The 13,600-nt window shown below is 60.6% G+C and carries 17 protein-coding genes; 15 read left to right on the top strand and 2 right to left on the bottom strand.

The window, feature by feature from the left end; all coding sequences use genetic code 11:
• The first annotated feature begins 324 nt into the window (after positions 1–324).
• On the top strand, positions 325–735 hold the full coding sequence (locus LKE65_RS00305; RefSeq protein WP_278739938.1) for a TIR domain-containing protein: 411 nt from the start codon (positions 325–327) through the stop codon (positions 733–735).
• An 8-nt stretch (positions 736–743) separates the two neighbouring features.
• Complete coding sequence (locus LKE65_RS00300) at positions 744–1,613, top strand: DUF4231 domain-containing protein (RefSeq protein ID WP_278739936.1); 870 nt, start codon at positions 744–746, stop codon at positions 1,611–1,613.
• Between the two features lie 255 nt (positions 1,614–1,868).
• Here the strand turns inward: LKE65_RS00300 and LKE65_RS00295 are convergent, their stop codons facing one another.
• Entirely contained in the window at positions 1,869–3,311 is a 1,443-nt protein-coding gene (locus LKE65_RS00295; RefSeq protein WP_278739935.1) for a DUF6880 family protein, read from the bottom strand.
• A 279-nt stretch (positions 3,312–3,590) separates the two neighbouring features.
• On the opposite strand from LKE65_RS00295, the gene LKE65_RS00290 reads away from it, so the two are divergent.
• The 3 genes from LKE65_RS00290 (at position 3,591) to LKE65_RS00280 (ending at position 6,018) form a co-directional block, all read left to right on the top strand.
• Positions 3,591–4,271 (top strand): DNA methyltransferase, encoded by a 681-nt coding sequence (locus tag LKE65_RS00290; RefSeq protein ID WP_278739934.1) that lies wholly within the window; start codon positions 3,591–3,593, stop codon positions 4,269–4,271.
• 361 nt (positions 4,272–4,632) lie between these two features.
• Entirely contained in the window at positions 4,633–5,049 is a 417-nt protein-coding gene (locus LKE65_RS00285) for a hypothetical protein (RefSeq protein ID WP_278739933.1), read from the top strand.
• A gap of 651 nt (positions 5,050–5,700) precedes the next feature.
• Positions 5,701–6,018 carry a DUF736 domain-containing protein gene (locus LKE65_RS00280; protein ID WP_025861645.1) on the top strand — a complete coding sequence of 106 codons (318 nt, stop codon included), beginning with the start codon at positions 5,701–5,703 and terminating at the stop codon, positions 6,016–6,018.
• Between the two features lie 51 nt (positions 6,019–6,069).
• Here LKE65_RS00280 and LKE65_RS00275 read toward each other — a convergent pair whose 3' ends face one another.
• A complete protein-coding gene (locus LKE65_RS00275; RefSeq protein ID WP_278739932.1) occupies positions 6,070–6,321 on the bottom strand; it encodes a helix-turn-helix domain-containing protein in 252 nt (83 codons plus the stop codon).
• Between the two features lie 272 nt (positions 6,322–6,593).
• Here LKE65_RS00275 and LKE65_RS00270 point away from each other — a divergent pair, with 272 nt between their 5' ends.
• The 10 genes from LKE65_RS00270 to istB all read left to right on the top strand — a co-directional run bounded on the left by LKE65_RS00270 (position 6,594) and on the right by istB (position 13,595).
• Entirely contained in the window at positions 6,594–6,800 is a 207-nt protein-coding gene (locus LKE65_RS00270; protein WP_278739931.1) for a transcriptional regulator domain-containing protein, read from the top strand.
• A gap of 145 nt (positions 6,801–6,945) precedes the next feature.
• The gene (locus LKE65_RS00265) at positions 6,946–7,380 is read left to right on the top strand and encodes a DNA -binding domain-containing protein (RefSeq protein WP_278739930.1); all 435 of its coding nucleotides are present in this window, start codon (positions 6,946–6,948) and stop codon (positions 7,378–7,380) included.
• 96 nt (positions 7,381–7,476) lie between these two features.
• Positions 7,477–7,773 carry a helix-turn-helix transcriptional regulator gene (locus LKE65_RS00260; protein ID WP_278739929.1) on the top strand — a complete coding sequence of 99 codons (297 nt, stop codon included), beginning with the start codon at positions 7,477–7,479 and terminating at the stop codon, positions 7,771–7,773.
• On the top strand, positions 7,770–8,846 hold the full coding sequence (locus tag LKE65_RS00255) for a replication initiator protein A (RefSeq protein WP_278739928.1): 1,077 nt from the start codon (positions 7,770–7,772) through the stop codon (positions 8,844–8,846). The genes LKE65_RS00260 and LKE65_RS00255 overlap by 4 nt, the downstream gene beginning before the upstream one ends.
• Positions 8,843–9,331 (top strand): DUF2840 domain-containing protein, encoded by a 489-nt coding sequence (locus LKE65_RS00250; RefSeq protein ID WP_278739927.1) that lies wholly within the window; start codon positions 8,843–8,845, stop codon positions 9,329–9,331. Before LKE65_RS00255 ends, LKE65_RS00250 begins: the two co-directional genes overlap by 4 nt.
• On the top strand, positions 9,328–9,957 hold the full coding sequence (locus LKE65_RS00245) for a S26 family signal peptidase (protein WP_278739926.1): 630 nt from the start codon (positions 9,328–9,330) through the stop codon (positions 9,955–9,957). Before LKE65_RS00250 ends, LKE65_RS00245 begins: the two co-directional genes overlap by 4 nt.
• A 58-nt stretch (positions 9,958–10,015) precedes the next feature.
• Complete coding sequence (locus LKE65_RS00240) at positions 10,016–10,357, top strand: DUF736 domain-containing protein (RefSeq protein ID WP_278739925.1); 342 nt, start codon at positions 10,016–10,018, stop codon at positions 10,355–10,357.
• Positions 10,354–11,025, top strand: coding sequence for a lytic transglycosylase domain-containing protein (locus LKE65_RS00235; protein WP_278739924.1), 672 nt, complete (start codon positions 10,354–10,356; stop codon positions 11,023–11,025). The genes LKE65_RS00240 and LKE65_RS00235 overlap by 4 nt, the downstream gene beginning before the upstream one ends.
• 277 nt (positions 11,026–11,302) lie before the next feature.
• Positions 11,303–12,826: an IS21 family transposase gene (gene istA / locus LKE65_RS00230; RefSeq protein WP_165926476.1), complete on the top strand. Its 1,524-nt coding sequence runs from the start codon at positions 11,303–11,305 to the stop codon at positions 12,824–12,826.
• Complete coding sequence (gene istB, locus LKE65_RS00225) at positions 12,816–13,595, top strand: IS21-like element helper ATPase IstB (RefSeq protein ID WP_025437151.1); 780 nt, start codon at positions 12,816–12,818, stop codon at positions 13,593–13,595. The genes istA and istB overlap by 11 nt, the downstream gene beginning before the upstream one ends.
• Positions 13,596–13,600 lie beyond the last annotated feature (5 nt).

Here is a 13,600-nt window from a genome sequence, read left to right as displayed (position 1 = left end):
GCTCTTGGGCGATCCGTGGCGAGCAGACGTTGCCCGAACTGGCATCGAAATACGAGGTGCATCAGAGGGTGATCGCTCAGTGGAAGTGCTAGACGTTCGGGGGTGTTGCGGTGGTCTTATCTGGCAAGGCCATTGTGGTCTCTGCGGACAGTATAGCCAAACTCGAGAAGCTTCACGCGAAAATCGGTCAGGTTCTGATGGGACGTGATTTTTTGCACGATACCTCTATTCGATTGGGTATGATCAGAGGCGGGAAATGATTGCTCGCGGCGTCTTGGCACGGTGCCTTAGGTGGCATAGTATTCTGGAAACGAGAGGAATACGATGCCCTATCTGCATAACTACAAGCTCTTCATCAGTCATGCTTGGAAGTACAGCGAGCGCTATCAGCGTGCCGTCAGTTTCTTGGACAATGCGTCAAATTTTTTGTGGTCAAATTTCTCAGTGCCCGAGGACGATGCCTTTCCACGTATGAGCTCTGCGGAGCTAACCGAAGCCATGCGCCGCCAGATACGCCCAGTCCAGTGCGTTGTTATTGTATCTGGGATGTATGTGAACCACAGTCAATGGATTCAATTCGAGATGGATTTTGCAAAATCGCTCGGCAAGCCAATCCTTGGGCTAAAACGGTGGGGTGAGCAGCGAACGCCTCAGAGTGTGGTCGACATCGCCGATGAAGTGGTAGCGTGGAACTCTAATTCGATTGTTGCCGCGATCCGGCGCCTAGTTCCGTAGAGGCAAAGGTGTTCTCATATCCAGCGCTCTACACCTCAGCGGGACAGCTTTCTGCTGCGTCGCAGACCAGATATTTACGCCTCATTTTGGGTGAGTACGGCCTGCTCTTATTGGCCTCGATCCTATCGCTCGATCTGGATGAATCTTCACTTTACTATATTGCATATGCATTTGTTTTTCTGGCCTCATTAGCCACTCTGGTTACCCGTAACTGGCAGAAGCCGGAGCAAGATTGGTACAAGGGACGTGCTCTCGCGGAGTCAATTAAGACTTCCTGTTGGCGTTATTGTATGCGTGCTGAACCTTTCGGTGATGCTGATAATATTGTTCAGCGACGAGCAGAGTTTCGAAACCATCTTCGAGCAATCCTTGAAGCTAATCGTCATATCGGAGATAGAATACCGCCAGACGCAGCTGCAAATGACCAAATTACAGTATCGATGGAAGAGACTAGAGCGCTTTCTCTTCAGGGACGTAAGGATTTTTACGATCGGAATCGTATCCGGGAGCAAAGATCTTGGTATCAATCCAAAGCTATTGCGAACAAAAAAGCAAGTAGGCACTGGATGATTGGTGGAGTTGTTGCTTATGCAATAGCTATTTTTCTAGTTCTTCTGCGGATTGTGCATCCAGAACAGAAAATTTGGCCTATTGATCCGTTGATAGTTGTGGCGTCTAGTATCATTGGATGGACACAGGTTAAGAAGTTCAATGAATTGGCATCGTCTTATACTCTGACCGCCCATGAAATTGGAATCATTCAAGGACGTGTTCAGGAAGTCGACACGGAAGCAGACTTTTCTGACTTTATCAATGATGCTGAGCAGGCATTTTCGCGTGAGCATACCCAATGGGTTGCCCGACAACAGAGTCAATAACGCTTGTGCAACGAGGGCGTGGAGGTTAGCACAAGCCCGTGCTGCTCATCGGCGGAAACGTCAATCCTATGCTACTCAGGTAGGTAATAGTAAGTCTCGTGAGTAGCGGTGCAATAGTTGGTCGGTTTTTTGACGCCGCAGGCTAAACGTCTTGGCTACAGACATGACCGTCTCTGCCTTGAACGTCAGCGCTACGAGTAGTTGGCTTTGCATCGCCAATTATAATACTGTCCGCTCTCCCCCCAATCGCCGTCCTTACTGTTCGCCGATCAGCGACCAGAATCCCAACTTACGCTTATGGCGAGCCTTCAGCCGTGACATGAAGTCTTCGTGGCTTTCCATTCCATCTGCTGTGGTCAGCATTGGCGCAAGCAGCCGACAGGAGGCGAGATCCTTCGCTGCATAGGAATAATAGCGGGAAAGCGCCTTATCCAGCACGGCCTCGACCAGCAGGCGGTAAAGAAGCGTCGCCTCATTGGGATACGCTTCCGACAGACGATCAGCAGCCGGACGTAGTGTCCCGTAATCACGCCCGTCCAGTTCTGCCGTATGCTCCTGCACGAGACGGGCAGCGGCGTCGAGCGCTGGCCATTCAAGAAGAGTGGAAAGGGCTACGCTCCTGACTGGGAAATTGCGGATGTGAGCGAGTGCCTGTTCTTCAGCATCAATCGCATCGTAATCGCTGAGATGGCGTTGGTACGCCCGCCAGTGCGGCAGGCTCAGGCGTTGCTGAAAGACTTTCCATCGCAGGGACTGGGCCTGGTCGCGGTCGCCCACGGCTTCGCACGCTTCGATCCGAAGGTCATCGTTTTCCCAGTGGAACCGGGATGTCTCATCGGTCTCCCGGTCGAGCCACTCGAGTGCCTCCTGAGGGCGGTTCCTGTCCAGCAGGCGGCGTGCAACATCGCCGATAGAGGCGGACTGACGTTCACTCAGGTTGACTGCTTCGATATAGGCATCAACGTCACCCATCGCGTCGGCCAGATCCTTCAGGTGCCCGAGGGTCTGCATCTGCCCGATGTCGGTACGATAGTCTCCTTTCGCCTTTGAGGCGGGAAGGTCGTGCAATCGTGCAAGAAGCGTGCTTCTGAGTATGGCCGCGCCCGCAATCCCCAGTGCCTCGCCGCACGATGCGATTAGATGGTCACACGTGCCATACCTGTCGTTATCGAGAAGCGTGAGCAGATCCCTGACGGTCACAGCCGGATCCCGGCCAGCCTGTCGTCCCCAGAGGGTGCCAAGGTCGGAGGCCGCTTCGCGAAACACATCTGACAGGTAACCGGAACTGTCATCAGAGCGCTCATAGACGGAAGGAGCAAGTTCCACGAGAAGACGCATCGCGGAAATGGCCTGTCCGACATCCGTCGTTGCAACATCATCGAGAATGGATTGCCGCAAGGCATCGAGTTCCGTGGCGAGGGGTTTGATCCGGTCCCAGGGCAGGAAACCACGGGAGCGCTGAATCGATCGCAGCCTTTTCTCAATCTCCTTGCCAAGCTTGTCTTTCGCATGGGCGGCTGTCAGTGCCATGCGCAGCTTCCGGGTGAGCACGGCATCCTGTTCCGACAGCTCGACCAGAAGGTCTGCAAGCCGATCCGCACCAAGGGCTTTCAGATTGTCTTTCGTGACGGTCGTGCCGACTTTCGCGGATGCGGCGGATTTGCGGGTGGCAGATTTTGTAGAAGGAGTGCGGGCCATGAATGCAGATTATGACTGTGCCCCCAGGGACGCAAGCAAATGCCAGTGCCAATGAATAAAGAGGAAAAAGGGCTAATGGCGCTGCCCTCGCGCCGGCAAGGGTTCGCGTCAGCGCGCTGACGCCGCCCGATGGGGTGTCCCCGATCTTCCTGCGCTGCGCTCCGTGCAGATCTGGAGATACCCCTCCCCACCGGTCGCCCTTGCCGTTGCTACCCCGCTGCTCGCCGCGAGGCAGAGAAACAGCGGGGGCTGTTCCTCGCGGAACAAAGGGCAAAGACCATGACCGGCAACACCACCACGGCGACCGATTTCCGCAACACCATTCTCAACGGCGACAGTGTGCAGCTTATGCGCGCACTTCCACGCAATGCGGTGGACTTCATTCTGACCGACCCGCCGTACCTGGTGAACTATCAGGGCAGGGACGGGCGAAGGGTCCGCAACGACGATAATTCCCGCTGGCTCCGACCCGCCTTCAACCAGATGCACCGTGTCCTGAAATGGGGCGGGTTTGCCGTTTCGTTCTATGGCTGGAACCGCATCGACCTGTTTGCCGATGCCTGGAAGGCGGCGGGGTTCCGCATGGTCGGGCATATCGTTTTTCGCAAGTCCTATTCATCCTCTTCCCGGTTTCTCCAGTATGAACATGAAAGCGCCTACCTGCTGGCCAAGGGAAACGTGACGCCGCCAGCAAAACCTATCCCGGATGTGATCGACATGCCGTATTCGGGAAACAAGCTGCACCCGACGCAAAAGCCGGTGGCTTCGCTCCTTCCCTTGGTGGAAACCTTCTGCCCGGTGGGTGGGCTGGTTCTGGACCCGTTCGCGGGTTCGGGGGCATCGCTGGTGGCGGCGCAACATCTTGGCCGCGACTGGCTGGGGATGGAACTGGACCCGGACCACGCGGCCACGGCAACCCGTCGGCTGGCCTGGCATGGGACGGGGAGGGCGGCGGCGTAAGCCGCCCCCTTTCTTTGCCTTAGCGGGCGGCCAGAAAATCGCGCCGTTCCTTCGGGACCGGCGGCCGGGACGCGTCGTTGCCCGGCGCGTGCGGCGCTCGCCGGCGGGGCCGGCTCGCGGATAAGGTGGCCGGAAAGGGGACGTTCCTGGCGCGGTAGCCCCAACGCTACGAGGACAACGTGCCGCGTCCACGGCGCGAGCGGAAGGCGCCAACAGGGGGCGCCTCGGTCATAGTCCGGCGCGCTCCGCGCGCTGTCCCGATCGTGAAAACAGATCCACAAAAACCACTTCTATTTCATGGATATTCCTGAATCGTCGCGGCATGTGTGTGGTGTTCCCCCTCGTGGAAAGGACACGATCCATGCTGCTCGGTCTCGACATTGTCCTCGGCTTCGCCAGTATCGGTTTCCTGTGCTGGCTGCTGTTTCTGTGCGCGGTCTATGCCGCCCCTCTGTTCGTGGCGGCGATGGTCGGCACCATGCTCTACGACCATGGCGTGCTGTCCGGCGCGCACGCCACGCTCGCGGGCATCGCCGCCGGGATCATGGTCCTGGCATGCGGCCAGGCGATCCTCGCCTCCTCGCACGATCCCGCAATCCGGGGGGTGGTGTCGCTCCTGCTCGCCCTGCCGGCCGCGCTGGCGGGATTTGGCACGACGCTGGGTTTCTGCGGCATGGGCGAGATGGGCGTCGTCCCCGGATACCTGTTCGCGACGTTCGGGGCGCTGTGCGTCGGTGGAGCGGCATGGTCCCGGCTTTGCGCCATCCAGCCCGCGTAAGTCCCGGTGTCAGAATACCTGATCCGACCGGGTCAAGAAGGTCAGCATGGGGCGGTCAGTCCCCGTTGCGCGAGTACGGGCGGACCAAGGTTCAGGATAGGCAGCGCCTTCCTTCCAGCGAGAGAAGCCCGGTACAGGCCCAACCGGAGTGAAACGGCGGCCAGCTTCAGTGCGGAAAACGCATGTCGTGCTACCGGCGTGACCGGCGGCCTGGCGTCAACGTCCCGTTTGTTGAGCAGGAAGAGCAAGGAACATGGTACCGGCCAGCGGGTTCTCCCGGCGGCGGATACGGTTCGATCTGCATGTTGTCGGGAAACGGATGTCCCCCCGACAACCTGCGCCCCTGTTATGGAACACGACGGACTGAGCTGTCTCTCCACAGGGCTGACGGTACCGCACGTCATGGCCTTTCGATATGGCCGATCTGCCCGAAGACCGGCTCCGCCTCGCCCGGCTATGGCGCAACGGCGTCCCGCGACTTTCTTCCCCTGCCGGCTGCGCCGTCATTCCGCGCGGAGCAAGAAAGTTCTGGGCCGCCGTCCTCCGGGTTGCTCAGGCCTGCAAGCAGGTGCGCCGCCGGTCGTCTCCGGGCTGTCGATGGCCATCGAGGCCACGGTGGTCGCGGCCCGATACAAGCCAGGAGACAGGACAATGATCATCGGTTCATTCAAAAAGGTCGGCGAGGGGTACGAAGGCGAAATCGTCACCCTGACACAGAAAATCCGGGGTATCCGCTTCGTGCCCGAAGCCAACCGGGCCAGCGACAATGTTCCCAACTTCCGGGTGCAGATCGGCAAACTCGAAGCCGGGGCCGCCTGGATCAAGCACACCACGGACTGGCGCGAATATCTCAGCGTGAAGCTGGACGATCCGACCCTTCCCGGTCCGATCTTCGCCAGCCTCTTCGAAGAGGAAGGCGGCGCCTACAACCTGGTCTGGAGCCGCCAGCGTCCGCGCAACGGGGACTGACCGTCCCCAAGCCCCTCCGGCGAACCGGAGGGGCTTTCTTCTTCAGGCCGGTTATGGCTTCCCGCCGGTCGGTGCCTCTTCTGTAGCAACAACGTGGCTTTCATCCAGCAGCGCGGCCGGCCGCACGTCCAGCGCCTGTGACGCATGCCACAGCGAGAGCAGCGTCGCGTTCTGGCGCCCGGTCTCGATCCAGCTGATATAGGCGCGGTCCACGCCCATCCGTTCCGCCAGAGCCTCCTGGCTGAGACCGGCGGCGCGTCGCAGGCGCCTCACGTTCGCGCCGAAAAGTCCTCGGATGTCCATCCGCAGGATAGGAACGATTTGTGTATTATCGCGCTACGTATTATAATACACGGAACACCAAGCGCCTTTTCGTGTGATGCGCCACGGGCATCACGTGATGTCGCGCAAACCGACCTTTTCGGCCCGTCTGGCGTCAATATCCCCCCCGATATAGAAATAATCACGAGGCCACAGGATATTTTCGGGATCACCCCCCTGAGTCTTCGGGACTACCCGTTCCGGTTTCGCACCGGATACTGGGTCGAATCCATGACATATCGGGGGAGGGGGACGTGCCGACAATCCGGCCGTGGGATGCCGCACCCCTTCGTCGCGCCTTCGCCGGTCTCGACCCTGCCGGTCTCGCCCAGGAATGGCTGCGACATAACCCAGCCTATCGGCGCGATCATGCAGCAACCATGATGACGGGCAAGGTTGACGCCGAGGCATGGCGCGCCTTTGCCCGTCGCTGGGGGTTGCGTTTTCCCAGTCGATCCTGATCTCCCCGCCTGGCTTGCACCCGCGTTCTGGGATCCTGATGTTGTGCCGGAGGTCGCCGTGCGTGGCGATGGGGGTGACATTCTGTCCCGCCTCGCGCCATACGCGCGGGCACGGCATGATGGTACGGATGGCGTCCATCTCATATTGGACAGTGACTCTGGTCCTCTGCGCATCGTCATTGTCGTCGATCGGCAGCCCGGTGCGTCAGGAACCTGGTTCATCATCGATGACGGCCACCTCCCGACCCGTCTGGCCTGCGTTGCGCGCTTCGGCCGCCTGCTTGCCGGTCAGATGCCCGGTTCTCTTCCCTCCACGTTGCGCCTGAGTCCCCAGCAGAAACTCCGTCAGGTTCGCATGCTCTGCATCGCGGAAGGTCGGCGCAAGGGGGTGACAGCGAAGCGGATCGCAGCCGGTCTCCACGGTGCCCACGTCCTGCGGCTCTCAAACCGCGAGTGGCATGCCAGTTCATGGCACCGGGCTTTCCACCGCGATCTCGACGGTGCCGCGTTCTACCAGAACGGCGGCCACATTGCTCTCCTTCAGGGGCTGAAGCAGGGGGGTGACATTCTGGCGGCCTGAACTTTGTCATCCCTCCCCACAGTCGATTATCCGGCAGCGTCCTCCCATGAGCCGCGACATTCCGCACGCGGCCCGATCCACCGCGAGGAAGACCCCATGCGTGTCCAGCCGACACTGCCACCGCGCTATCTGCGCACCCCGGACGCGGCCAATTTCGTTGGCCTGTCCATCCGCACCCTCGAAAAACACCGCAGTTGCGGTACCGGTCCGCTCTACCGCCAGCTTGGCGGCCGGATCGTCTATGCCGTGGAAGACCTCTGCGCCTGGGCCGATCTAAACGTCCGGCTGTCCACCGGGGATGGTGGCGGCATTCCCATGCCGGCCGATCCCCGCGCCTATATCATCCGCTTGCAGGCCAGGCCTCGCAAGGCGCAGCGGAGTGCCGGACGATGATGCCGGCCGCCGATAGCTGGCGTCAGCCTGACCGCCGGTTTGTGGTCTGCGGGCCTGCCAGCCCGCGTGACATCCACGACCTGATGGATCGTCCGTTCTTCGCGCTCGGGAAAATGCCGCGTCATGAGCCGATCCGTCACCGGTCGGGCTACAGCGAGGTTCACGTCGTGTCCTCCGGCGACGCCGGGCTGGCGACACTCATGGATGCCGACGTGCTGCTCTGGCTTGCCGGGCAGCTCAGGGGCGCGCTGAATGAGGGGCAATGGATTTCCCGCCATGTCCGCTTCACGCCCTGGCGGCTGTTTCAGGACCTCGGCTGGGATGCCGGCGCGCATCAGTACCGCCGTCTGCGTGGTGCGCTGGCCCGCCTCGCGGCCACGATGGTGATGACGAATATCCGCAATGGTCCGGACTGGCGGGAACGTCCGTTCGCCTGGGTCAGTGATGTCCGTATCTCCCGCGACGATGGCGTCGCCCTGACACTGCCGGACTGGTTCCTCGCCGCTATCACTGAACCCACACGCGTGCTGACCGTGCATCCGGCCTATTTCCACATGGGGAATGGGATCGGACGCTGGCTTTACCGGTTCGCCCGCCGACGTGTCGGACGGCAGAAGGGACAATGGCTGTTTGATTTTACCGAATTGCATGGCCGTTCCGGCACACTGATGCAACGATATGATTTTGCGCTCGCGCTGGGAAAGATCGTTCGGGCGCAATCGCTTCCGGGATACCATCTTTCGACCTGTCTGCGACATGGCACCGACTATCTGCGGATTGAAGCAACGACGCCGTCCACAGGGCCTGTGGAGAAGCCTGTGGAACCACTCGTTGCCAAAACGGTGGAAAGACACGTTGGAACAGATACTGTTGTATCGTTGGGTCGTTCAAAAAACCACTATGTAACCCATTGTTCCAGAAGAAGAACCGCGAGCCGTAACTTCTTAACTTATAAGTACAATATTATAGGTAGTAGTACGAAGGGTATTTTTCGCGATAATTTCGACCCGTCCGGACAGGGCAAAAAAGAGGCTCGGGAAGCGGTCGCGGATCGCGGGGCAGGTGTCCCATGACCGCCCCCTCTCTCCGATCGCAGGGCGATGCGCTCACCACGGTCGAACTGACCTGGATCGAGACGCGCATCGAACACTGGGTCCGCTTCGGCCGTCCCGTCGAGGATCGGATTCTCGACCGTCGGCGCCGGCTGATGAGCTTCACGCCCGACAGCGTGTTCGCCTTCATCCGCTGGGCTGCCAACGATTTCGGCACCGTGGTGTCCTGCATCGACATCGTGCGGGCCGTGGGCGCTCAGGAAGCCTGCCAGACCGTGCCCTTCGTACGTCCCGGTGGCGAGAGCCTGCTGCGGCAGAGTGGATGGCCCAAGGTGCGGCGCGTGCTGGAAGCGATCGACGGCGTAGAGGCGCTGGGAATTGATCCTGTCGCAGCCTGTCCCGATCACTGGCGGCATCTGCATCACCGTCTCACGGCGGCGCAGGAGCCGCGTCCCTACACGCGTGAGCGCCATCAGGCGTGGTTGCGCAGGGGAGCCGTGTCATGACGCGGCGCGGCTGGTTCTTCGCCACGTATTTCGCCGTGCTCGGCGTGGGCGCCTCCCTGGCGTTTCATCCCGTGCCGCGCTGGGTCTGGAACGAGACGGCCAGCGTTCCGGTCGGGCTGTATCGCATCCAGTCCACCGTGCCCATCAGCGTCGGCGACATTGTCGCGCTCCGTCTGCCGGAGCGTGAGGCGACGCTGTTGGCGACGCGGGGCTACCTGTCGTTCGGCGTGCCGCTGCTCAAGCCCGTGGCGGCACTCGCCGGGCAGAGTGTCTGTCGCACCGGCATGCACGTCACGATCGACGGAAAGGCCGTCGGTGACGCGAAGACCGTCGATCATCGGGGCCGCAAGCTGCCGGTCTGGCAGGGCTGCCAACGTCTCGGAGCGGGGCAGGTCTTCGTCATGAACGCCGCCGTGCCGACCAGCCTGGACGGACGATATTTCGGTGTCCTGTCGATGGATACCGTCATCGGGCATGCCGTGCCGGTTCATGTCCGCACGGGTGAGGCGGAGCAATCGCCCCCGCATTTCGATCCCCTCCCGGATCTGCGCGATCCGGTGCGGGAACGGTCGCTTCTGGGACCGCCCATGATGCCCACGAAAGAGAGCGAGCCGCCCATCGAATGATGATCGTAGGGCACACGGATTTTCCATCATCCCTATCATTTCCGAAAGGATTTTTCTCATGAGCCAGATCGGATTTTTTACCCGCACCCCCGATGGTTTTGCCGGTCGCGTGCGCACCCTGTCGCTGGATGCCGAACTGACGTTCATGCCAGTGGAAAACAATGGCGCGGAGCATGCGCCGGATTATCGCATCCATCTCGGTGATGGAGACGCTGGGCCGGAAATCGGTGCCGGGTGGACCCGCACCGGGGAGCGTGCCGGCGAATATATTTCCATCGTCCTGGATGACCCTTCGTTCATGCAGCCGGTCCGCGCCACGCTGTTTCAGGCCGGGCGCGGCGGGCGTGAGTGGCAACTGGTGTGGAGCCGGCCTACGAAACGTCCGGGAGGCCGGGAATGAGTGCCCGGTTTTTCCTGCCCGGCCGCATGCTGGCCGTGCTCGCGCTGACGCTCTCGTCAGCCATCGCCCGCGCACAGGATTGGGACGATTTGGTGCGTCAGGCGGCGGAACGGAACGCGATCCCGGTGACGTGGGTAAGAGCGGTTTTGCAAGCCGAAAGTGCCGGAGATTCGCGTGCGGTATCCAGCGCCGGTGCGATGGGCCTGATGCAGCTCATGCCCGGCACCTGGCACGATGTTAGGCGCACGCTCAATCTGGGCGCTGATCCCTTCGATCCGCACGACAATATCGTGGCCGGGGCAACCTATCTGCGATGGCTGCACGATCGTTATGGCGATGCAGGTTTCCTCGCCGCCTACAATGCCGGTCCCGGTCGTTATGACGATCATCTGGCGACCGGTCGGCCACTGCCTGGCGAGACGGTCTCTTACGTGGAATTTGTCACGAGGTTGATGAAAAAACCATCGTCTGACCTTCATCTTCCCGTTTCTTTTATGCCCTTTCCGGCTCGTTCCTGGGTGACGGCCGCGCTCTTCGTTTCAGGCCAGCCCGATGCGTTTCGAGCACCCAAGGCACATCATGTCGCTGCTCCCGACAACCTCTTCGCAGGCCATGCCGGGGAGAGGTCCGGCATGGCCCCGCTGCGAGGATCGGAGCAGGTCCAGTGATGCGTGAAAACCCCGGAAAAGGACTGAAAAAGTGAGGGCTGGATAAAAGGCCGCACATCGCGGCTCGGTTGGGGTGGCTGTTTTCCGGGGTTTTTGAAGTCTTGTTGCGAGGTGCAGAGATTTTCCATACCTCACGTCGAGGCGTCATCTCTTTGATCCGACGTTGTTGATTTTCACTGAGAACTGACCCGGGTAGGGCGGAAATTTTCATCGAGATTTGACCCATGCCTTCACACTCCCCGGCATCATCTGCTGGGGGGTTTTTGGAGTGATTGACATGGAGCTTCTGAGTGTGATCCGCCGGTGGCACTGCCGGGATCATCTTCCGATCCGCGAGATCGAACGCCGGACGGGACTGTCACGCAATACGATCCGGAAATATCTCCGGGCACAGAGTATTGAACCGCGGTTCCAGGTCCCCGAACGTCCCAGCCGACTGGACCCGTTTGCTGACAGGCTGAGGGGATGGCTGGTCCTGGAAGCCGCTCGCCCCCGCAAGAATCGGCGCACGGCGCGACGACTGCATGAAGACCTTGTGGCACTGGGTTATGATGGATCCTACGGACGGGTGGCCGCTTTCATCCGGCAGTGGAAACACGAACAGCACCAGGCACGCCAGACAACGGGTCGGGGTGTTTTTGTGCCCCTGTGCTTCCAGCCCGGGGAAGCGTTCCAGTTCGACTGGGGCGAGGACTGGGCGGTCATTGCCGGCCGTCGCGTCAAGCTGCAGGTTGCCCACACCAAACTGTCCTTCAGCCGGGCCTTCATACTCAGGGCCTATCCCCTGCAGACCCACGAGATGCTTTTTGATGCGCTGACCGAGGCCTTCCGCGTGCTCGGTGGCGTGCCACGGCGGGGTATTTTTGATAACATGAAGACCGCCGTGGACCGGATTGGCTCTGGCAAGGCACGTCAGGTCAATCTGCGCTTCATGGCCCTGGCCAGCCATTACCTGTTCGAGACGACCTTCTGCAATCCGGCAGCCGGATGGGAGAAAGGGCAGATCGAGAAGACCGTGCAGGATGCCCGGCGCCAGATCTGGCAGGATCTGCCTGCCTTTCCTGATCTGGGGGCGCTGAATGCCTGGCTGGAAGCCCGCTGCCTGGACTGCTGGGAACGGCTGCAGCATATCGAACTGGCCCGGAGCATCGCCGAGGTCCATGCTAGCGAGCGTCCTCACCTCATGGTGCCGGGGCGTCCCTTTGACGGGTTTGTCGAACAGACCAAGCGCGTCTCACCAACCTGCCTGATCCAGTTCGATGGCAACCGCTACAGCGTGCCGGCCTCCTTTGCCAATCGTCCGGTCAGCCTGCGGGTTTATCCCGACAAGCTGCGCATTATCGCCGAAGGGCAAGTTCTGTGCGTGCATGACCGGATCATCACGCGTTCGCATGGTGTGCCAGGCCGCACGGTGTATGACTGGCGGCATTATCTGGCGGTCATCCAGCGCAAACCGGGCGCCCTACGCAATGGCGCGCCGTTTACCGAATTGCCAGCCGCCTTCCGGACCCTGCAGGATCAACTGCTCAGGCGGCCTGGAGGCGACCGGGAAATGGCTGAAATCCTGGCCCTTGTGCTGCAGCATGATGAGCAGGCTGTCCTCTGCGCGGTTGAACTGGCACTTGAAGACGGCGTGGCGACCAAGACCCATGTTCTCAATACGCTTCATCGCCTGATCGATGCCAAGAGAACCGTGGTTCCCCGGCTCGATGCCCCACAGGCCCTGGTGCTCGAACACGAACCGTGCGCCGATACAGGGCGGTATGACATCCTGCGAAGGGACAGCCGCCATGCGTCATGATCCTGCGGCTGCTTCACTTGTGGTCATGCTCCGTGGATTGCGGATGTATGGCATGTCCCAGGCCACGGCCGACCTCATCGAGCAGGGGGCACCTGCCTTCGAGGCGGCCATCCCCATCCTCTCACAACTCCTGAAGGCGGAACTGGCCGAACGCGAAGTGCGCTCCATCGCCTACCAGACAAAGACCGCCCGGTTCCCCGCCTACAAGGACCTGTCCGGGTTCTCCTTTGCCGATACGCAGGTCAACGAGCCCATGATCCGCCAGCTCCATAGCGGGGACTTCATCGAGCGTGCTGAAAATGTCGTGCTGATCGGCGGTCCGGGAACCGGGAAAACCCACCTGGCGACCGCGCTGGCCATCCAGGCGATCACCCATCACCGCAAGAAGGCGCGCTTCTGGTCAACGGTCGATCTGGTCAATGCGCTCGAACAGGAAAAGACCGCCAACCGGGCCGGGCAGATTGCCGACAGGCTGCTCCGCCTGGATCTCGTGATCCTTGATGAACTCGGTTATCTCCCCTTCAGTGCGTCTGGGGGCGCCCTGCTGTTCCATCTGCTCAGCCGCCTCTACGAGCGCACCAGTGTCATCATCACAACCAATCTGAGCTTCAGTGAATGGGGAGACGTCTTTGGTGACCCGAAGATGACAACGGCGCTCCTCGATCGGCTGACCCATCACTGTCATATCCTCGAGACAGGAAATGACAGCTACAGGTTCCGCGCCAGCACCGCCGCGTCAAAAAACAGAAAGGACAGATCCTCTTCTTGACCGCC

The organism is Acetobacter fabarum (assembly GCF_022483405.1).
Lineage (GTDB): Bacteria > Pseudomonadota > Alphaproteobacteria > Acetobacterales > Acetobacteraceae > Acetobacter > Acetobacter fabarum.
This window is presented reverse-complemented; position numbering and strand designations above follow the sequence as displayed.